The organism is Rhodococcus sp. 66b (assembly GCF_002076325.1).
GTDB classification, from domain to species: domain Bacteria; phylum Actinomycetota; class Actinomycetes; order Mycobacteriales; family Mycobacteriaceae; genus Rhodococcus_F; species Rhodococcus_F erythropolis.
Genome location: NZ_MUZB01000005.1, coordinates 418,677 through 437,715 on the forward strand (window position 1 = coordinate 418,677; position 19,039 = coordinate 437,715).

General features: G+C 62.1%; 19 protein-coding genes and 1 tRNA gene. 14 read left to right on the top strand and 6 right to left on the bottom strand.

Going from position 1 to position 19,039, the window contains the following annotated elements; all coding sequences use genetic code 11:
• Positions 1 to 17: 17 nt before the first annotated feature.
• From B0E55_RS12235 to B0E55_RS12270, 8 genes are all read left to right on the top strand, one after another.
• Complete coding sequence (locus B0E55_RS12235) at positions 18 to 395, top strand: fluoride efflux transporter FluC (protein ID WP_019747864.1); 378 nt, start codon at positions 18 to 20, stop codon at positions 393 to 395.
• Positions 392 to 736 (top strand): fluoride efflux transporter CrcB, encoded by a 345-nt coding sequence (gene crcB, locus B0E55_RS12240; protein WP_019747865.1) that lies wholly within the window; start codon positions 392 to 394, stop codon positions 734 to 736. Before B0E55_RS12235 ends, crcB begins: the two co-directional genes overlap by 4 nt.
• A 97-nt stretch (positions 737 to 833) precedes the next feature.
• Entirely contained in the window at positions 834 to 2,471 is a 1,638-nt protein-coding gene (pgm, locus tag B0E55_RS12245; RefSeq protein WP_080909767.1) for a phosphoglucomutase (alpha-D-glucose-1,6-bisphosphate-dependent), read from the top strand.
• Between the two features lie 42 nt (positions 2,472 to 2,513).
• Positions 2,514 to 3,767, top strand: coding sequence for an MFS transporter (locus tag B0E55_RS12250; RefSeq protein WP_029255079.1), 1,254 nt, complete (start codon positions 2,514 to 2,516; stop codon positions 3,765 to 3,767).
• Between the two features lie 25 nt (positions 3,768 to 3,792).
• Positions 3,793 to 4,281 (top strand): MauE/DoxX family redox-associated membrane protein, encoded by a 489-nt coding sequence (locus B0E55_RS12255; protein WP_019747868.1) that lies wholly within the window; start codon positions 3,793 to 3,795, stop codon positions 4,279 to 4,281.
• A gap of 42 nt (positions 4,282 to 4,323) precedes the next feature.
• On the top strand, positions 4,324 to 5,067 hold the full coding sequence (locus B0E55_RS12260; RefSeq protein ID WP_080909768.1) for a DsbA family protein: 744 nt from the start codon (positions 4,324 to 4,326) through the stop codon (positions 5,065 to 5,067).
• A 145-nt stretch (positions 5,068 to 5,212) separates the two neighbouring features.
• A tRNA-Ala gene (locus tag B0E55_RS12265) sits at positions 5,213 to 5,285 on the top strand.
• A 225-nt stretch (positions 5,286 to 5,510) separates the two neighbouring features.
• Positions 5,511 to 6,626 carry an NAD(P)/FAD-dependent oxidoreductase gene (locus tag B0E55_RS12270; protein ID WP_080909769.1) on the top strand — a complete coding sequence of 372 codons (1,116 nt, stop codon included), beginning with the start codon at positions 5,511 to 5,513 and terminating at the stop codon, positions 6,624 to 6,626.
• An 11-nt stretch (positions 6,627 to 6,637) separates the two neighbouring features.
• Here the strand turns inward: B0E55_RS12270 and B0E55_RS12275 are convergent, their stop codons facing one another.
• Positions 6,638 to 9,172, bottom strand: coding sequence for an AMP-binding protein (locus B0E55_RS12275; RefSeq protein ID WP_080909770.1), 2,535 nt, complete (start codon positions 9,170 to 9,172; stop codon positions 6,638 to 6,640).
• 178 nt (positions 9,173 to 9,350) lie between these two features.
• On the opposite strand from B0E55_RS12275, the gene B0E55_RS12280 reads away from it, so the two are divergent.
• The 3 genes from B0E55_RS12280 (at position 9,351) to bluB (ending at position 11,713) form a co-directional block, all read left to right on the top strand.
• Positions 9,351 to 9,953: a lipocalin family protein gene (locus tag B0E55_RS12280; RefSeq protein WP_080909771.1), complete on the top strand. Its 603-nt coding sequence runs from the start codon at positions 9,351 to 9,353 to the stop codon at positions 9,951 to 9,953.
• 81 nt (positions 9,954 to 10,034) lie between these two features.
• Positions 10,035 to 11,087, top strand: a complete 1,053-nt coding sequence (locus B0E55_RS12285; protein WP_070796200.1) for a CobW family GTP-binding protein — start codon at positions 10,035 to 10,037, stop codon at positions 11,085 to 11,087.
• A complete protein-coding gene (gene bluB, locus B0E55_RS12290) occupies positions 11,084 to 11,713 on the top strand; it encodes a 5,6-dimethylbenzimidazole synthase (protein WP_080909772.1) in 630 nt (209 codons plus the stop codon). The genes B0E55_RS12285 and bluB overlap by 4 nt, the downstream gene beginning before the upstream one ends.
• A 15-nt stretch (positions 11,714 to 11,728) precedes the next feature.
• On the opposite strand, the gene B0E55_RS12295 is transcribed toward bluB, so the two are convergent.
• The 4 genes from B0E55_RS12295 to B0E55_RS12310 all read right to left on the bottom strand — a co-directional run bounded on the left by B0E55_RS12295 (position 11,729) and on the right by B0E55_RS12310 (position 16,020).
• Positions 11,729 to 13,168 (bottom strand): DEAD/DEAH box helicase, encoded by a 1,440-nt coding sequence (locus B0E55_RS12295; protein WP_019747875.1) that lies wholly within the window; start codon positions 13,166 to 13,168, stop codon positions 11,729 to 11,731.
• A 228-nt stretch (positions 13,169 to 13,396) separates the two neighbouring features.
• A complete protein-coding gene (locus tag B0E55_RS12300; protein ID WP_003944730.1) occupies positions 13,397 to 13,810 on the bottom strand; it encodes a molybdenum cofactor biosynthesis protein MoaE in 414 nt (137 codons plus the stop codon).
• The gene (gene moaCB / locus B0E55_RS12305) at positions 13,803 to 14,789 is read right to left on the bottom strand and encodes a bifunctional molybdenum cofactor biosynthesis protein MoaC/MoaB (RefSeq protein WP_080909773.1); all 987 of its coding nucleotides are present in this window, start codon (positions 14,787 to 14,789) and stop codon (positions 13,803 to 13,805) included. Before moaCB ends, B0E55_RS12300 begins: the two co-directional genes overlap by 8 nt.
• 28 nt (positions 14,790 to 14,817) lie before the next feature.
• Positions 14,818 to 16,020: a molybdopterin molybdotransferase MoeA gene (locus B0E55_RS12310; protein WP_080909774.1), complete on the bottom strand. Its 1,203-nt coding sequence runs from the start codon at positions 16,018 to 16,020 to the stop codon at positions 14,818 to 14,820.
• Positions 16,021 to 16,131: 111 nt separating this feature from the next.
• On the opposite strand from B0E55_RS12310, the gene moaA reads away from it, so the two are divergent.
• From moaA to B0E55_RS12325, 3 genes are all read left to right on the top strand, one after another.
• Positions 16,132 to 17,190 carry a GTP 3',8-cyclase MoaA gene (moaA, locus tag B0E55_RS12315; RefSeq protein WP_019747878.1) on the top strand — a complete coding sequence of 353 codons (1,059 nt, stop codon included), beginning with the start codon at positions 16,132 to 16,134 and terminating at the stop codon, positions 17,188 to 17,190.
• Positions 17,183 to 17,440 carry a MoaD/ThiS family protein gene (locus B0E55_RS12320; protein WP_003944706.1) on the top strand — a complete coding sequence of 86 codons (258 nt, stop codon included), beginning with the start codon at positions 17,183 to 17,185 and terminating at the stop codon, positions 17,438 to 17,440. The genes moaA and B0E55_RS12320 overlap by 8 nt, the downstream gene beginning before the upstream one ends.
• 314 nt (positions 17,441 to 17,754) lie before the next feature.
• Positions 17,755 to 18,510: a hypothetical protein gene (locus tag B0E55_RS12325; protein ID WP_020969281.1), complete on the top strand. Its 756-nt coding sequence runs from the start codon at positions 17,755 to 17,757 to the stop codon at positions 18,508 to 18,510.
• A gap of 13 nt (positions 18,511 to 18,523) precedes the next feature.
• Here the strand turns inward: B0E55_RS12325 and nadE are convergent.
• The coding region (gene nadE, locus B0E55_RS12330; protein WP_080909775.1) for an ammonia-dependent NAD(+) synthetase at positions 18,524 to 19,039 on the bottom strand (516 nt) is incomplete at its 5' end.

Genomic DNA, 19,039 nt, shown 5'->3' on the forward strand with positions numbered 1-19,039 from the left:
TCGGGTGAGGCGAGAGCATGGGTGATCTAAAGCTGCCGGGTGCGGTGGGAGCGGTTGCCGTCGGCGGAGCACTGGGGGCACTGAGTCGATACGGGTTGGGGGAGCTCTTTCCCCACATCTGGACGACGCTGGTCATCAACGTCGTCGGCTCGTTCGTTCTCGGTGTTCTCGCGGCCCTCCTCGTCCACAACAAGGTTGGGTACCTCTTTCTCGGCACCGGGTTCTGTGGCGGCTTCACCACTTTCTCGTCCTTCGCGGTTCACGCCGTGACGGAGAGTCCGTGGCGATCGATTCTCTATGTACTCGGGACGCTGATTCCCGCGATCCTCGCCGCTGCACTGGGCAAAGGGCTCGGTGAACGCTGGATCCGCGCGCGGGACGGAGCGTCGGCATGACAGTTCTCCTGGTGGCGCTCGGCGGCGGCGCTGGTGCGAGTGGCCGGTACCTGTTGGCGCGGTATGTGCCCGCGTACAAGGGATTCCCGGCTGCGACGTTCGCCGCCAACGTGATCGGCTGCTTCCTCCTTGGATTGTTCACCGGGGCAGCTCTTTCCACCGAGATGGCCGCACTTCTGGCGACCGGATTCTGCGGTGGCTTGTCCACCTACTCGACCTTTGCGAACGAAAATGTCGGGATGGTCGAGAGGCGCCAGACGGCCCTCTCGCTGATCTACATCGTCGTCAGTTTGATCGTCGGACTGTCCGCTGCGTGGTTGGGAATCCAGATCACGGATTGACCGATCCGGCGTCGAGCGTGCACGCCACGCGGCCAGGGTAGACAATTGTCCACAGTCGCGTCGACACAGTGGTCGACCACCGGGCCGAGGGGGATTCGTGGCGCACGAACGAGCAGGACAAGTGGCTCTGCCAGAGGATCTGATCGACGTTCCTCATCTGGTCACCGCGTATTACACGCGCACCCCGGATCCCGAGAACCCGATGCAGCAGGTACTTTTCGGCACTTCAGGACATCGCGGTTCCAGTCTCGACGCGGCGTTCAACGAAGCTCACATCCTGGCGACAACCCAGGCGATCGTCGAGTACCGCGCTTCGCAGGGCATCGACGGACCACTGTTCATCGGCCGCGACACACATGCGCTCTCGGAACCTGCCTGGCTGTCGGCCTTGGAGGTTCTGGTCGCCAACGACGTCGTCGTCCTCGTCGATTCACGCGATGCCTACACGCCCACCCCGGCTGTCAGCCACGCGATCTTGCGATACAACTCGACCGGACCGGAGGCAAAGGCCGACGGCATCGTAGTGACGCCTTCACACAATCCGCCACGTGACGGCGGCTTCAAATACAACCCGCCACACGGCGGACCCGCGGATACGGATGCGACGTCGGTTATCGCCGATCGAGCGAACGAGCTACTGCGCAAGGGGCTTTCCGGGGTACGGCGTGTCACGGCGGCGCAGGCGCTGGACCGCGTCGAACGCTACGACTTCCTCCGGTACTACGTCGAAGACCTCCCCTCTGTCCTCAACCTCGATGCAATCCGCGATGCCGGAATCAGGATCGGTGCAGATCCCCTCGGCGGGGCAAGCGTCGACTACTGGGGCGCGATTGCCGAAACTCACCGACTCGACCTCGAAGTGGTGAATCCTCTCGTCGATCCGACCTGGCGATTCATGACGCTCGACACTGACGGCAAGATCCGCATGGACTGCTCGTCGCCCGACGCGATGGCGTCGCTGATCGGAATTCGGGATCGCTACGACATCGCGACCGGAAACGATGCAGACTCCGACCGCCATGGCATCGTCACACCCGACGGCGGGTTGATGAACCCGAATCACTATCTCGCCGTTGCCATCGAGTATCTCTTCGCGAACCGGCCAGGGTGGCGCGCAGACACCAAGGTGGGCAAGACACTCGTGAGTTCCTCGATGATCGACCGCGTGGTCAGCAGTGTGGGCCGCGAATTGCTCGAGGTTCCAGTCGGTTTCAAGTGGTTCGTTCCCGGTCTGCTCGACGGGTCGGTGGGATTCGGCGGCGAGGAAAGCGCCGGTGCATCCTTCCTCCGCCACGACGGTTCCGTCTGGACGACGGACAAGGACGGCATCATCCTTGCGTTGCTCGCGTCGGAAATCACCGCGGTGACGGGAAAGTCTCCGTCAGCGCATTACGACGCGTTGGCCGAGAAGTTCGGGAGCCCGGCGTACGCACGGATCGATGCACCCGCGACACGCGCACAGAAGGCAGTCTTGGCAAGACTGTCTCCCGATCAGGTGAGTGCGACCGAACTGGCGGGTGAACCGATCACGGCGACACTGACCGCGGCGCCCGGAAACGGCGCGGCGATCGGTGGTCTCAAGGTGACGACAGAGAACGCGTGGTTTGCAGCGAGGCCGTCCGGCACGGAGGACGTGTACAAGATTTATGCCGAGTCGATGAAGGGCGCCGATCATCTGGCTCAGGTTCAGGCAGCGGCCAAGGACTTGGTGTCCGGCGTCTTGAAGGCGAACTAGCTCGCGGACCGCTCGTGTCGCCCGGCTAGAATTCCGGGCGACATGAAAACTCGTGCAGCCAAGCTGCCACAGGAAATTTGGGTACTGGTCGCCGCCAGCTTCGTCATCGCCCTCGGATTCGGGTTGGTCGCACCGGCTCTACCTCAGTTCGCGCGCAGCTTCGACGTATCGGTCACCGCCGCCACGATCGTGATCTCGTCTTTCGCTTTCATGCGATTGGTGTTCGCGCCGATGAGCGGCACTTTGGTACAGAAACTCGGTGAGCGTCCGGTCTACATCGTCGGCCTTTTGATCGTCGCGGTCTCGACCGGTGCGTGCGCTTTCGCCGGGGAGTACTGGCAACTTCTGCTGTTCCGGTCGTTGGGCGGTATCGGGTCGACGATGTTCACGGTGTCGGCTCTCGGGCTGATCATTCGCATGTCACCGCCGGACAGTCGCGGCCGCGTCTCGGGGCTGTACGCGACAAGCTTTCTCATGGGATCGATCGGCGGCCCGCTGGTCGGCGGTGCGCTGTTGCAGTTCGGTCTGCGGATGCCGTTCATCATCTACGCAGTTGCGCTGGTGATCGCCGCGCTCGTTGTCTTCGTGAGCCTGCGTGGATCTCACCTGGCGTCACCGGACAAGGCTGTCGATGTGAAGTCGATGACTCTCGCAGAAGGGCTTCAGTCGCCGGTGTACCGGGCAGCGCTCGGATCGAACCTCGCCTTCGGCGGGGTGATCTTCGGAGTTCGCGTTGCCATGGTCCCTCTGTTCGTCGTGGAGTTCCTCGACCGAGACCCGTCGATAGCGGCCTACGCTCTCACGATCTTTGCCGTCGGAAACGCGTTGGTGTTGATCGTTTCCGGACGACTCTCGGACCGCTTCGGACGCAAGCCCTTTGTCGTGAGCGGTCTGCTCATCTGCGGTCTGGGAACCATCGCAATGGGATTCACCGACAACCTTGTGGTGTTCTTCGCCATCGCCGCAGTGACTGGTGTCGGCTCCGGGCTCATGAGTCCGGCCCAGCAGGCCGCGGTTGCCGATGTTGTCGGATCGACGGCCCGAGGCGGACCCGTTCTGGCGGTATTCCAGATGATGTCCGACATCGGTGGGGTAGTGGCGCCGATTTGTGCCGGGCTGATCGCCCAGCATGTGTCGTACTCGGCGGCCTTCGCGGTGATGGGAGCCGTAGTCGTCGTGTCGGCGACGGGTTGGTTGTTCGTTCCGTCGCGAACGAAGCCCGTCGAATCCGTCGTCGAAGATCTGACTGATGTGACGGTGCTAACGGATACTCCTGCGCGGACAAACCTGGACTGACCGGGCATTCTGTACTCTCGATCGGGTGGCAATTCGCATCGTGAGTCTTGTAGCCCGATTGGGTTTGGCGGCCGTTTGGCTGATTTCCGGGGGACTCAAGTTCTTTGATCCCGTGCAGACGAAGATCGCGGTGCGCGCCTATCAACTGTTGCCCGAGTCGCTGGTAGGTCCGGTGGCGACGGCTCTTCCCCTGGTCGAAATAGTGCTGGGCCTGCTGATCCTCGTCGGGCTGGCGGTGCGAGTATCCGCTGCGGTCTCGGTGGTCATCCTCACGGTTCTCATTGCGGTGATCATTTCGGTGTGGGCCAGGGGATTGTCCATCGACTGCGGATGTTTCGGCGGCGGAGGTGCAGCCGACGTCGGCGCTTGGGACTATCTGAAGGAGATTCTCCGGGACCTGGGCTTCTTGGCACTTGCCGTCTGGCTGCTCGTGTTCCCGCGTTCGCCGCTCGCATTGGGGCCCGGATCACGCGCGGCGTTCTCAGTGGATACTCAGTCTTCAGTGGCAAGGTAAGCAATCGGTAAATCGTTTCGACGCACGAAGGACTGCATCAGCGTGAGCACCAAGAGCAGCAAGAACAAATACTCGCCGGAACCGGTCTCGAGCCGCTCCACCTACATCATCGGTGGCCTCGCGGTGCTCGTGATCGCGGCCCTCGTCATCGGCGGTGTCTTGTGGACGAACAGCAAGAACAAGCCCCAGAACGACGGCTACGGCTCCGTGCAGAGTTCCGAAGTTGCCGTCACGGTGCAGGACAACGGAGTGGTGCTGCTCGGCAAGCCCTCCGCCGCGACGACCATTGATCTCTTCGAGGATCCGCTGTGCCCGGCCTGCGCTGCTCTCGAGCACCTCAGTGGCCAGGCTCTCGCGGCCGCCGTCGACAACGGTGACGTCGCCGTGCGGTACCACATGCTGAACTTCCTCAACCGGGCGTCGGGCAGCGGTGACTACTCCACACGGGCCGGCGCTGCGCTGCTGTGCGTCGCTCAGGGTGGTGACGCGATCGCGTACTCCGCATTCCACAACAAGCTTTTCGCGACCGACACGCAGCCTGCCGAGGGCGGCAGCAGCGATCACACCAACGACGAACTCGCCCAGATCGCTCGTGATGCGGGCGCATCCGAGGACGTGGCAACCTGCATCTCTTCCGGCACCAACGTCGAAGCCGCCGCGGCTAATGCCGCAGCCGCCAGCCAGGCGCTCAAGGATGTCGGGTCGAACGGGACGCCCACGGTAGTGGCGAACGGCAAGATCGTTGACACGGGCAGCAGCGACTGGGTTTCCAAGCTCTCCTCCTGAGCTGAAGCGGCCGCTCGGACGAGGAGCGGCCGCTTCGCTCTGACCAGGCGATTTGTTGCCCAGGAGTCAAGTGGTGTAACTTTCTTCCAGCAAGCGGAAAGCAGAAAAGCCGCTGCGAGTTCGACTGTTAGAGTTAATTGAATACGGGGCTATGGCGCAGCTGGTAGCGCACCACACTGGCAGTGTGGGGGTCAGGGGTTCGAGTCCCCTTAGCTCCACCCGAACAAATGCTCTGCACCAATCGGTGCAGAGCATTTGTTGTTTTCGAGCCAGTGTTGTGTTGTCGACCCTGTGTTTTTCGAGCCCCTATTGCATGCAGCACAGTTCTGCCTAGATGTGTCGACCGCCATAACGCCAGGGCGTCAATGTTCAATAACGTCCGCGATGAGGCCTGATCATCCCGTGCATTCTCAGCATGGGGACCGTTGGCGGAACGGAGAACCATGAGTGCACACGTGGTGATAATCGGGGCAGGATATGCGGGCGTCATGGCAGCGAAGCGGCTGCTGAGAACTCGGTCGGACATCACGGTGACCGTCGTGAATCCGCGCCCACACTTCGTGCAAAGAATCAGGCTCCATCAGATGATTGCGGCCGGCTACGACGCGACGGTCTCGTTCGACAGGGCGCTACCGCGTGCGGCACACCGAGTCTTCGGAGAGGTGACGACGATCGAGGCGGCGCTCGGCAGGCTCACCCTCGACGACGGCAGCGTGCTCGACTACGACTACTTGGTCTACGCAGTCGGAAGCAGGCAGTTGCCTAGCACGATCGCCGGGGCGGACGAGCACGGGTTCGGCGTCGCCGAATTCGAGGACGCGGTCCGCCTCTCGTCCAGGCTGGCGACTCTCGACGAGAAGGCTGCGGTCTGCGTAGTCGGCGGCGGTCTCACCGGGATCGAGACTGCCGCAGAATTGGCTGAGCAGCGAAGCAGCCGAATCACTTTGGTGACCGGAGGAATCTTGGCCCCGGATCTGTCAGAGCGTGCTCGATCGGCAATTCTCAGAACATTGACCGACCTTGGGGTTGATATTGTCACCGAATCCCGGGTGACTCGGATCGACGGTTCGTCCTGCGAGCTAGCGGGAGGTGTACGGGTTGAGGCCGATTGCACGATTCTCGCGACAGAATTCGGTGTCCCCGATCTGGCGCGCCGAAGTAGCCTTCCCGTCGACGAACTCGGTCGTCTGAAGGTCGACGATGGACTGGAATGCTCGTCCCACCCCAACATCTTTGGTGCGGGTGATGCGGTCGCAGTCGGTGATCTCTCACTGAGGATGAGTTGTCAGGCCGCGATCCCCTTGGGAGTCCATGCGGCCGAAACGATCCTGCATCGACTCGAAGGTTCCGCGCCGCGCCCGGTGACTCCGAAGTTCGCAGGTCGGTGCATCAGTCTCGGGAGGCGGCGAGGTGTGTTCCAGCGGACCACTCGTGTCGACGAAGCAACGGGCATGTTTATTGCAGGCAGGGCGGGTGCATTCGTCAAGGAAAGGGTCTGTTCGTCGACGACCGAATGGGCTGTCACTCCACGCCGCTCTCCCTTCTACAGCTGGACGTGAGCCGCAGTTGGTCACGCTCGATCGCAGACTCGATCGATGATCGCCGCAGTCTTGCGGACGTACGGTTGACGGACGATGTCTTCGTGACACGCGTCGACGTCGTCGAATTCGAGGGAGCCCGTGGCGATGAGTGACCATATCTCACGTCCACGGTTGTTGGTGGCTCCACGGATCACCGTGACAGGCGCGGCGCACGTTCGCATCCGATGCTTCCGGAGCGCCTGGCCGCCGATGTAGAGGAACACCGTCCACTGGGTGGCCGGTGGGTATTGCAGAATGCCGGCGAAGAGCGTGCGGATCCACATCGCCGCGACGGTGCGCCTGGTCGGCTTCCACCGGGTATTGGTGGATGGTTGTGGTGCGAGGTCGACGATCGACGGATCCAAGCTGATGCCCGCTCGACCGGCCAGTCGTGTGGCAGTCTCGGTGGAGATTCTGGTGTCGAGAACGGTGACGTGCTCGACATTGTCACCGGACTCGGACAGCTGTGACGCCATCTCCAGCGCCACGTAGCCGCCGTACGAGTAGCCGGCGAGGAGGTATGGCCCGGTGGGCTGAATCTTCTTGATTTCGAATATGAAACGGCGGGCGCTTGCTTTCACTGACCGGTCGGGTAGTCCGCGAGATTCGAAGCCATGTGGCTGAAGTGCGTAAACCGGCCGATCGGTGTGAAGCGCTTTCGACAAGGTGGACAGCGTCGTCGATGGGCACCCCGCTCCGTTCATGATGAACAGCGGTCGCCCGGACCCTTCGAGCTTCAGCGGAACCGTCGTGTTGTGACAGACACGATCATCGGGATCGATTCTGCACCGATCCAACAGCGCTGCAAGGTCTTTGACGGTGCTGGCGGCCGCGAACTCCGCCGCTGTGATCCGGATCCGGAACATGTCGTGAATCTTTGCCACCACTTCGGTTGAAGCAAGCGAATCGCCACCGAGTTCGAAGAAGTCGTCCTCACGGTCGATGGAGTCGATACCGAGAATCGACTCCCAGATCGAGGACAACCACAATTCGGCGGGCCCGGCGAGAGTCGGTGGAGTGGACCGCACCTCGACGGAGGGCAGCGCTGTTCGATCGACCTTTCCTCTTTCGTTGCGCGGCAACGCTGGCATCAGAACAAAATGTCGGGGGAGCATCCAGGCCGGCAGATATGTCGCCAATTCGCGCCGCATCTCGGCGCCCGACCGTGCCATCACGGCTTTGGTCAGGACCACGTAGGCGACAATCTCCGGTCGATCGTTCTCGAGGACGACAGCCACGAAAACATCGGCGACGCCGGGAATTCGACGAATATGCGCCTCGACTTCCATCGGCTCTACCAGATAGCCCCGAATCTTGACGGCGTCGTCGACGCGTCCCCGCAGTTGTAGCTCGCCGCGTTCGTCGATACGGCCCCGGTCACCGGTCCGGTAGATGCTCACTCCGTCGCCGAGGCGCGTGAATCGTGCCGCAGTGCGATCCGGGTCACCGTGGTATCCATCGGCAAGATCGCTCGAGACAACCTGTATCTCGCCGATCTCTCCGTCGGGGAGAGGCACGCCGTTCACATCGACGATCTGTACGTCCTTGCCGTCGCGAGCACGTCCGGCCGGAACCACTCCGACGGGTAGTTCGGAATGTGGTGGGAACGCGTTGTACGCGACGACACCGGTCTCGGTGGTGGCCAGCCAGTTGACGTACGTGACGCGAGCGAAGCCGTGACTGCGATGGCGCGCGTAGTCCTCGCCGTGAACTGCTTCCCCGTACGTCACGACGACTCGCAGCGATCCGAGCGAATTATCCGGTGCTTCATCGGATTCGAGGCTTGACCACGCCCGCAGGAATGACGGCGCGCAGTGCGCGGTCGTGATCGAATTCTCGATCAGCCAGTCGTCGATTCCCGAAACTCCGTCTATGCGTGGATCCCAGCAGAAGACCGTGACGCCGTTCATCAGTCCCATGATCAGGGCCGTGATTCCGGCTCCGAAACTGACGGGCAACAGGTTTCCGATGTGATCGTCGGGGCGCAGGTCGATTGCTGCGGCAAGTTCGTCGGCTTTGTTCAGGCACATGGAGTGGCTCAACACGACTCCCTTGGGCGCTCCGCTGGTCCCTGATGTGAACGCGATCATGGCAGGGTCGGAACTCGAGGGTTCCAGCGCGTTGTCGAAACGGAAGCCGGTTGCGGCCGATTCGTCGAGGATCGACTGCAGCGCGACGGCGCCCGAGGCGCTCATGATGTGCGCTCGCCTGGCCTCGGGGAGTTGTGGGTCGATCATGACCAAGGGTCGACCGGAAATCAGAGTAGCGAGGATGGCGGGCACCGACTCGGCGGTTGGTTCGAGATCGACCGCAACCGGGCGAGCCCCGTGTGACCCACGTAGGCGAAGTTCGCGGACCAATGCATCGGTCCGGAGTTCGAGTTCGGCGAAAGTGATCCGGTCGCGCGGAGTCACGACGGCAACGGTGTCGTGCTGCATCGAGGTGACTCGGCGCCACCTCGACTCGATCGTCTCGTCGATGACTGCATAGCGAGTGCGCTCGAGACCTAAGTCGACAACCTTCATCACAGTAGCTCCGTCCGACTTTCAGCTATCTTTGAGCAAAGACTACATAAGGTTTGTGAAGTAGGTCCATAACAAACCGAAAGTAGTTTTACATACGTCCCCATCCTCCAGTCCGTCAGCTCCGAATACCTTGAGGAACCAATGCCGATCGAGCGTTGTACAGACGAGGAGCAATGACATGAAGTGGTCGGGGCGAAGTGCGATTGCGATTGCGGGAGTGTGCGCCGCAGCGACGCTGTTTTCGGGAACCGCGCAGGCGAGCCCACTCTGGGAACCTCTGCAGCCGGTGGCGAACCTGGACGCCGCGCGCTACATAGGGGAATGGAACCAGGTGGCGGCGATTCCTCAGCCCTTCAACCTCGCGTGCGCGAAGGACACCCGGGCGAGTTACGGGATCGTCGATTCGTCGAACGTGAGCGTGAAGAACACGTGTACGACGTGGACCGGCCAAGCCAACGAGATCGTCGGGAATGCCCGAGTTACCGATCCGGCAACGGGTGCCCAGTTGCATGTGAGCTTCCCCGGGGTGCCCTCGCAGGAGAGCTTGGACGGTCCGCCCAACTACATCGTCACGTATATCGCCGACGACTATTCGTGGGCACTGGTGGGCGATCCACTCAGGCTTTCCGGGTTCGTGCTCTCACGGTCCCCGATTGTCGACGCGGCCGGCTGGAGTGAGATCCGTCGGGTCGCCGAATCCCGTGGATACAACGCGTGCACGATCTTGACGTCACCGACCACCGAGGGCACGTCGGACATTCGTCCGCTCTGCACAGTGTGAGTCTGCTGTCAGCGTGAACCTTCCGGAGCCACACTCCACTACGATCACTGATCGGTACGTGTGGTTTCGGAAGGTTGCGTGGTGGCGAAGAAGCAGATTCCCGTAATAGTCGTCGCAGGCTTTCTCGGTTCGGGAAAGACGACGCTGCTCAACCATCTTCTGCGCAACAACGACGGTGTACGCATCGGCGTGATCGTCAACGACTTCGGCTCCGTCAACATCGACTCGATGATGGTCGCCGGTCAGGTCGATTCGATGGTGTCTCTCAGTAACGGCTGTTTGTGCTGCGCTGTCGACGTCTCGGACATGGACGAGATGCTGAACAAGTTGGCGCACCGGCAATCCGGGATCGACGTGATCGTCATCGAGGCGAGCGGGCTTGCTGAGCCGCGGAACATGATTCGACTCGTCCTCGGAAGTGAGAACCCGTCTGTCGTCTACGGCGGCCTGGTGGTCCTGGTCGACGGAGCCAATTTCTCCACTGTTCGCCGCGAACATCCCGAGCTCGATCAACATGTCCGCCTGGCAGACCTGGTGGTAGTCAACAAGATCGACAGCGTTCCGGTCTCCGAGCGCGAGAGATTCACGGCCGGAATTCGCGAGTTGAATCCGCGAGCGCCGATAGTGGAGACGGCGCATTCACGGATAGACCCTGCTCTGCTGTTCGATTCCGGTGAGGTGACCCCTCCCGCTCCGGGCGATCAACTGAGCCTCGACGAGCTCTTGCGCGAGGGGCACGACGACGATCACGAGGACGGCTCGTGTCACCACGATCACCTGCACCACCGCTACGAATCGGTTGATTTCACGTCGGAGATGCCACTCGATGCCAGGGCTCTGACGCATTTCCTCGAGAATCAACCGCCGGGGGTGTACCGCATCAAAGGATTCGTGAACTTCGAGATTCCGGGTTACACAGGAAAATTCGAGATCCAATCGGTGGGTGATCATGTTCGGATCACGCCGCTGCGGTGGAAGTCGGGCGAACCTCGAACCACGCAACTGGTTGTGATCGGTACCGGGATGGATTCGGGAGCGGTCGGCAGCGCACTCCGCGCCTGCGTGCGCGAGGAAACGGTCGAACCGCACCCCGACGCCATGCTGGGATTGCACCGCTATACCGTCGGGGCGTGAGTGAATCAGATGTATCCGTGTACGAAGCGATTCGGCGACGGCGAGACGTTCGCGCCGAGTTCTCGGGAGAGGTCATCCCCGACGAAACTCTGATGCGCATTCTCGACGCCGCCCATCGCGCGCCGAGCGTGGGAAACACGCAACCGTGGGATTTTGTCGTCGTTCGTAATCCGGAGACGCTCAATACCTTCGCGGCACATGTCGCCGATGCCCGGCTGAAGTTCGCGCAGTCTTTGCCCGAGGATCGCCGATCGACGTTCGACCCCATCAAAATCGAGGGAATCGCCGAGAGCGGTACCGGCATCGTCGTCACTTACGACCCGTCACGCGGTGGCCCGAACATCCTCGGCCGTCATACCGTCGACGACACCGGACTGTTCTCGGCGGTACTCGCAATTCAGAATTTGTGGCTCGCCGCGGTAGCCGAGGAGATCGGCATCGGCTGGGTTTCGTTCTACGACGAGAAGTACCTCACCGAACTCATGGGCATTCCGTCACCCGTACGCCCCATTGCGTGGCTGTGCGTCGGGAAGGTGACTGAGTTTCAACAGGTTCCGGATCTCGAGCGCTTCGGATGGCGACAGCGCCGGCCATTGGCCGACGCTGTCCACTACGAATCTTATTGAGTTGTACCGGGTGGCCTAGCGCGCGGGACGGCCCCCGGTGGAGCCTGCGGTGCGAGCGCCGCCGCCGGTGCGGGGACGGCGAGCGCCGCCGCCTGCATGTTCCTGACGGGCAACTCCGCCGGTGCGAGCACCGCGTGACTGACCGCCCTGTCCGGAGCGCGCCTGACCCGAACGTGCTGCGCCGCCGCGTCCACCCTGGCCGGCGGGACGCTGTCCGCGTCCACCGTTCGGCTGGGCCGGAGCCTTCGGAGCCGGCGTGACGTGCGGTGCGATGTCGCCGACCAACTTGACGACGTGCTCGGAGTTGGCAGTCGAACGAACCGGGGTCACCTTGATGGCCGCCTTACGCATGAGGATCGCGAGATCCTTACGCTGCTCGGGCAGAACCACGGTAACCACGTCGCCGGCGCTGCCTGCTCGAGCGGTGCGACCACTGCGGTGCAGGTACGCCTTGTGCTCGGCCGGCGGATCGACGTGGACGACCAACTCGACGTCGTCGACGTGGACGCCGCGCGCTGCGACGTCGGTGGCGACGAGGACGCGCGCTTCACCGGCGGAGAATGCCGCCAGGTTACGGTCGCGAGCAGCCTGAGAGAGGTTGCCGTGCAGGTCGACTGACGGGATGCCCGACTCGGTGAGCTGGCGAGCTAACTTGCGTGCCTGGTGCTTGGTGCGCATGAACAGGATGCGACGACCGGTACCGGAAGCGAGCTTCTCGACCAGAGCCTTCTTGGCTTCGACGCCGTCGACGTCGAACACGTGGTGCGTCATTGCGGCGACGGGGGAGTTGGCCTCGTCGACCGAATGCATGACCTCGTTCTTGAGGAAACGCTTGACGAGCTTGTCGACGCCGTTGTCCAGCGTTGCCGAGAACAGAAGGCGCTGCCCGTCCTGCGGGGTGGACGAGAGGATGCGGGTGACGACGGGCAGGAAGCCGAGGTCGGCCATGTGGTCGGCCTCGTCGAGCACGGTGATCTCGACGGCGTCGAGGCTGACGAATTTCTGCTTCATGAGGTCTTCGAGGCGACCGGGGCAGGCGACGACGATGTCGACTCCGGCCTTGAGAGCCTGAACCTGGCGGTGCTGCGAGACGCCGCCGAAGATGGTGGTCACGCGCAAGTCGTATGCGGCGGCCAACGGTTCGAGGGTTGCGGTGATCTGGGTGGCGAGCTCACGCGTCGGTGCGAGCACCAGGCCGAGCGGTCGACCCGGACGACGCTTGCCCCCGGACAGTTCGCCGGCGAGGCGGGAGACCATGGGGATGGAGAACGCGAGGGTCTTGCCGCTTCCGGTCTTTCCGCGGCCCAGTACGTCGCGCCCCGAAAGAGTGTCGGGGAGGGTGTCGATCTGGATCGGGAACGGAGAAGTGATTCCGCCGTCTTCGAGAGCTTTCACCAGCGGTGCGCGCACACCGAGGGCTGCGAAGGTGGTAGCGGGCGTAGAGATGTCAGACAAGTGTGTTCAGAGCCTTTCGGGCACGTGTTCGTGCCCGGATGTCGACACGGGAATTAACCGGTCGAACAATCAAGCACAGTGGTGGCGGCGCTGCCGGTCGGCAGGCTTCTTCGCCGTAAGAAGAGCGGGTGCATTGAGCACTCAGCAAGAAAATTTGCGTTCTACGACGCTGGATGCCCGATTTCAGGCACCTAGTGATCGCAACTCTACCTTCTCGGAGCGTTCGACCTACAACCCGACCCATTCGGAGACGCCGTTTGCGAAGTGTTGCCGCTTCCAGATCGGTACCTCGTGCTTGATGCGCTCCACCAGTTCGGCGCACGCGGCGAACGCCTCCGCTCGATGCGGGGCGGCGACGGCGGCGACCAGTGCGAGGTCACCGATCTCGAGGTGGCCGACGCGATGGATCGCGGCAACCGGCAGGCCGGTCGAGGCCGCAACCTCTTGGCAGCACGTCTCGAGAAAGCGTTCCGCGTCCGGGTGTGCCTGGTACTCCAACGCTGAAACTGCTTGACCTCCATCGTGATTGCGCACCGTTCCCGTGAACACCACAACTGCGCCGTTCTTCGGACCGGCAACAGCGGCATCGACGGTGTCTGCGTGAATCGGTTGCTCGGAGATCCGAGCCAGTAGCTCACTCATCGTGTGCTCCTCCGCCTGCGACCTGCGCGAGCAGGTGATCGATGATGGGTTCGAGGACGGCGAGACCGTCTTTCACTCCACCGGGAGAACCCGGAAGATTGACGATGACCGTCGTACCTGTGAGACCTGCCACACCACGGCTCAGTGACGCGTGCGGGGTCTTCTCGAGGCCCTTGGTTCGGATCGCTTCTGCGACCCCGGGCAACTCACGGGTCAAGACTGCCCGGGTAGCTTCCGGCGTTGCATCCGTGGGGGAAGCACCGGTGCCGCCCGTGCTGATGACAAGCGACGGGGAGCCCTCCTTGGCGTCAGCGATGCCCGCCGCGATGTCTGCGTCGGCGTACACAAGCGGTCCACGCACCTCGAAGTCCCGCTCGCGTAGCCAGGCTGCGATCGTCGGTCCGGTGGTGTCGGGTCTGGTGCCATTCGCGCCACCGGTCGAAGCGACGAGGACGGTTGCGGATCGTGGCGAGGTGAAGGCGTGCGCCGGAGATGTCTGTGCGTTCTGAGTGTCGCGGGTCCAATGTCCGTGTTTACCACCGTCTTTGGTGAGCAGGCGAACACCGTTCATGATGGCTCCGGGATCGACCGCTTTGACCATGTCGTGCAAGGTCAGGCCGGCTACCGCGACGGCGGTGAGTGCTTCCATCTCGACGCCGGTCTGTCCGCGAGTCTTTGCCGTCGCTTCGACGGTGATCGAGGTTTCGGTGAACCCGAAGTCCACCTTGACCGACGAAAGCGCGAGCTGATGACACAACGGGATCAGCTCGGACGTCTTTTTTGCACCGGCGATTCCGGCAATGCGCGCGGTGGTGAGGACATCGGCCTTGGGCATGCCGTCGGCGCGGACGAGGCGAACTACCTCGGCGGTCGTGACGAGTTCACCGGCAGCGACGGCGATGCGCGTCGTCTCGGCCTTGGCGCTGACGTCGACCATGCGCGCTCGGCCTTCGCTGTCGACGTGTGTCAATTCGGTCATGAGTGTCCTTTGAATCAGATCGAGTGAATCAAATCGAGGAAGTCGAGAGCGGGACGACGTCGACGAGATCGCCCGCGCCGAGTTCGGTCACGGCAGCGGGGACGTCGATCAGGACGTCGGCCCACGCCATTGCTGCAACGAGGTGCGAGCCGGGTCCGGCCACGAGTTCGATACCGTCCGCAGTTCTGCGCGCGCGCAGGAACTGGCGCTTGCCATCAATCGAGTGCAGCGGTGCAGTCAGTGGCAGCCGTGCGCGCGGGATCTCGGGCAGACCCGCGGCCCGGCGCAGTTCGCCGCGGGCGAAGACCTCGAACGAGACCATCGTGCTGACCGGATTGCCCGGGAAACTCAGTACCGGCACTTCGTTCACGACTGCAGTGCCTTGCGGGCCACCAGGTTGCATTGCGACGTGGCCGAAGTGTGCACCCAGAGGGGTGAGAGTTTCCTTCACCACCTCGAAGTCGCCCATGGACACCCCACCGGAGGTGAAAACCAGATCGGCGACCGAGGTTGCGTACGAGAGTAATTCGCGGAACTCGGCGGGGTCGTCGCTGCTTCGGGCGACGGAGACGACATCGGCGCCGTTGGCTTCGGCCAATGTTGCCAAAGCTGGGCCGTTGGAATCGTAGATCTCGCCGGGTTCGAGAGTTGTTCCGGCACTTTTCAGTTCGGCGCCCGTCGTAATTATCGCGACCCGTGGCTTCGTGTACGTGTCGAGCGAGGCCAGGCCCACAGCACTCAGCGCGGCGATATGGCGAGGTTCCAAGTGTGTTCCGGCCGTGACCAGTAGCATTCCGGCAGTGATGTCGCTGCCACGTTCGCGAACGAATTCGCCTACAGACCTGCCCCGTTCGATGGTGACCACGTGTTCGGTGACGCCCGTGGTGTCCTCGACGGGAACGACGGCGTCGGCACCCTCGGGGAGCGGCGCACCGGTCATGATGCGAAATGCCGATCCTGGAAGGTGTTTCGGTGGTTTTCCGCTTCCGGCGGCGATCACGCCTCGAACCGTCAGTGTCGTGGGAACCGAGGCAACGGATGCGGCGTCGACCGCATATCCGTCCATCTGTGAGTTGCGGAAGAGGGGCAGGTCCACCGGCGATGCGATATCCGAGCAAGTTATGCGCCCCAACGCTTCTGCCGTCGGAACCGCCGACGGAGAGAGGGTGTGCAGGCCGGTGAGCAATCCGGAGATGTGCGCAGCGTGTTCCTCGACCGAACGCGCGCTCATGACAGTAACCTCGACAACCTCGACATGTTTTGATCCTAGGCGGTGTGGTCCGTCCGACACACGGAGTACGGCTTTCGGTCATACTGGAGCAATACGGAAGTTGGTGAAGTGATGACAGTGGTCTCGATGGGAATTCCCACCGTGCGGTTTGATGCTGCCTCCCTCGCCGGTCGTCCCGAGACGGATCTCCTGGTCGACAGGTTCGGGCGTGTTGCCAGAGATCTGCGAGTCTCGATCACCGAGAAGTGTTCACTTCGTTGCACGTATTGCATGCCGGAGGAAGGCTTGCCGGCCATCGCTGCGGAAGACCTTCTGAGTGCCGACGAGATCGTTCGAGTAGTCGGAATCGGTGTCGAACGAGTCGGTATTCGCGAGGTGAGATTCACCGGCGGCGAGCCGCTGATGCGTAGTGACCTCGAAAAGATCATCGCGGGATGCGCCGCGCGTGTGCCAGGAATTCCACTTGCCATGACCACCAACGCCGTTGGGCTCGAACATCGTGCCGCAAAGCTGGCTGCAGCTGGTTTGACCCGCGTGAATGTTTCCCTGGATTCGGTTGATCGCGCGCACTTCGCGGAATTGACGCGTCGAGACAGGTTGCCTTCGGTTCTCGCGGGAATCCGAGCGGCCGCGGTGGCTGGCCTTGCGCCGCTCAAGGTAAATGCCGTTCTGATGCGCGAAACGCTCCACGGCGCGGCGGACCTTTTACAGTGGTGCCTCGACGCCGGAGTCGAATTGCGGTTCATCGAACAAATGCCTCTCGATGCAGACCATGCTTGGGCGCGCGAGAACATGGTGACTGCGGCTGAATTGCTGTCGGTATTGAGTGAGCGTTTCGAATTGGCCGCAATCGGTCGCGAAGACCCGTCGGCTCCTGCTGAAGAATGGCGTGTCAACGGGACTGAAATGACGGTGGGGATCATCGCTTCGGTGACGCGCTCGTTCTGCAGTGATTGCGATCGGACGCGAATGACTGCAGAGGGGACAATTCGGTCATGTTTGTTCAGTGACCGTGAAGTTGATCTGCGTGCCGCGCTCAGGGCCGGAGCAAGTGACGACGAACTTGCGGATTTGTGGCGCGGTGCGATGTGGAACAAGTGGGCAGGGCACGGCATCGACGCCGCGGACTTCGTTCCGCCGGAAAGAAGTATGGGAGCGATTGGTGGCTGATCCGCATTCGATCTCGGTTCGTTACTTTGCTGCTGCAGCGGATGTATCCGGTTGCCGTAGCGAGGTAGTCGCCATTTCGCCCGACAACACACTTGCCGAGTTGGTGGCGGTCTTGGTCGGGCGATACGGACCGGAGATGGAGCGAGTGCTGTCGGTCTCGGCTTTCCTCGTCGGTGACGAGTTGACCCGCGACGTCTCTCGAGCCTCCGGTAGCGCTGTCGATATTCTTCCGCCTTTCGCTGGAGGCTAGTCCGAGAATTGCCGGCGTAGCTATTTGTGGGCTGCCGTCGTATTGTCCTTTTTCGGTTTCCCGGTCCAAATATTTATATCTTGATCACTCCAGCTCAAGTGGCATCTATCTCCGTTTTCTCCATTGTTGGTCAATTGTCCAGCATTGGTCGTTTTGTTTAGTTTCTCCTACCTTTGGGGGAGTAAATGCACTTCTAATTGCCCAGGTGAATTGTCATCTGTTTGGATGACAAAAGAAATACCTTCGCTGTTGGTAATTGTCGACATGTGTTAATTTTGGCGCAATTCCACTCGGGATATGTGAAAGGTATTTCAATGTCGATTAATTCCACGCGCCGTGTCGGAGTCGTCGTAGCGCTCCTCGGGGCAGCTGCACTCACCGCTCCGGCAATTGCTACTGCGCTTCCGTCCACCGGTTCTCTCGGCTCTTCTGCGCCGGAAGCCTCGTGCTCGACCCTGTCCACCGAAGCGACGCCGAACGGGTGGGGCATCCCGTTCACCGACGAGAAGGATCAGACCGCGTCGTACTCGGCCGACAACGTTCTCGACAAGGACGGTTCACTGAAGCTGGCCGTCGACGGTACCGGCGATCGTTCGGTTTCCTACCATTCGGCCGGCGGTATCAAGCTGTCCGACGCAGTCAGCAAGGCGATCGGTTTCGCCGAGCGCGCCGCCACGCCGACTGCGGCGTTCCAGCTCCGCCTCACCGGAACCACCGGCGGAAAGTTCGAGAACGGATTCACCACCTTGGTGTGGGTCCCGGGACCGGACGCGACGCCGACGGCTGACGGCGGCGTTCACGCGGATCTCCAGAAGGGCGTGTGGTGGAGCACTCAGAACATCGACGGCGCCAAGGACCGCGTGTCAGTGCCTTTGGCTGACATCGTCGCCGCGAACCCGAAAGCGGTAGTCGACCACTACGGCGTCAGTGTCGGGACCGGTTCCGCTGCCACCTCGACGCTGGTCGATGCGGTGCAGTTCAACGGATGCACCACCAACTTCGCGAAGAAGGATCCGGCTTCGGGAACGGGTTCGCTGGGCGACGTCTTCGGCAGCCTGTTCGGTAGCTAGTCGCTGGTAAGAGTTACTTCCACCAGTCATCCAGGGGTGTGACCGGCACCGTGCGCTTGTGACGAGTGTTGGCGAACATCTTCTCGAGCTTTTCGGCTACCTCGGAGGAAACGTCCTTTCCTTCGAGGTAGTCGTCTATCTGTAAGTACGTGACGCCGAGGGCAACTTCGTCGGGCAGCGCGGGTCGGTCGTCCTCGAGGTCGGCGGTCGGCACCTTGCGCCACGTGCTCTCGGGTGCGCCCAATTCCTGCAGTAGCGCAGCGCCCTGACGTTTGCTCAAGCCGGTGAGCGGCGTGATGTCGACGCCGCCGTCACCGAATTTCGTGAAGAAGCCGGTAATCGCTTCTGCGGCGTGGTCGGTACCGATCACCAAGTAGCCGAGCTGACCGGCAATCGCATATTGAATGACCATTCGTTCGCGCGCCTTGATGTTGCCACGGACGAAGTCGCGTAGTTCGCCGTTCCCCAACGCCTCGGAGGCCTCACGGGCTGTGGCGTCGGCGCCAGGCTTGACGTTGACCGTGAGAGA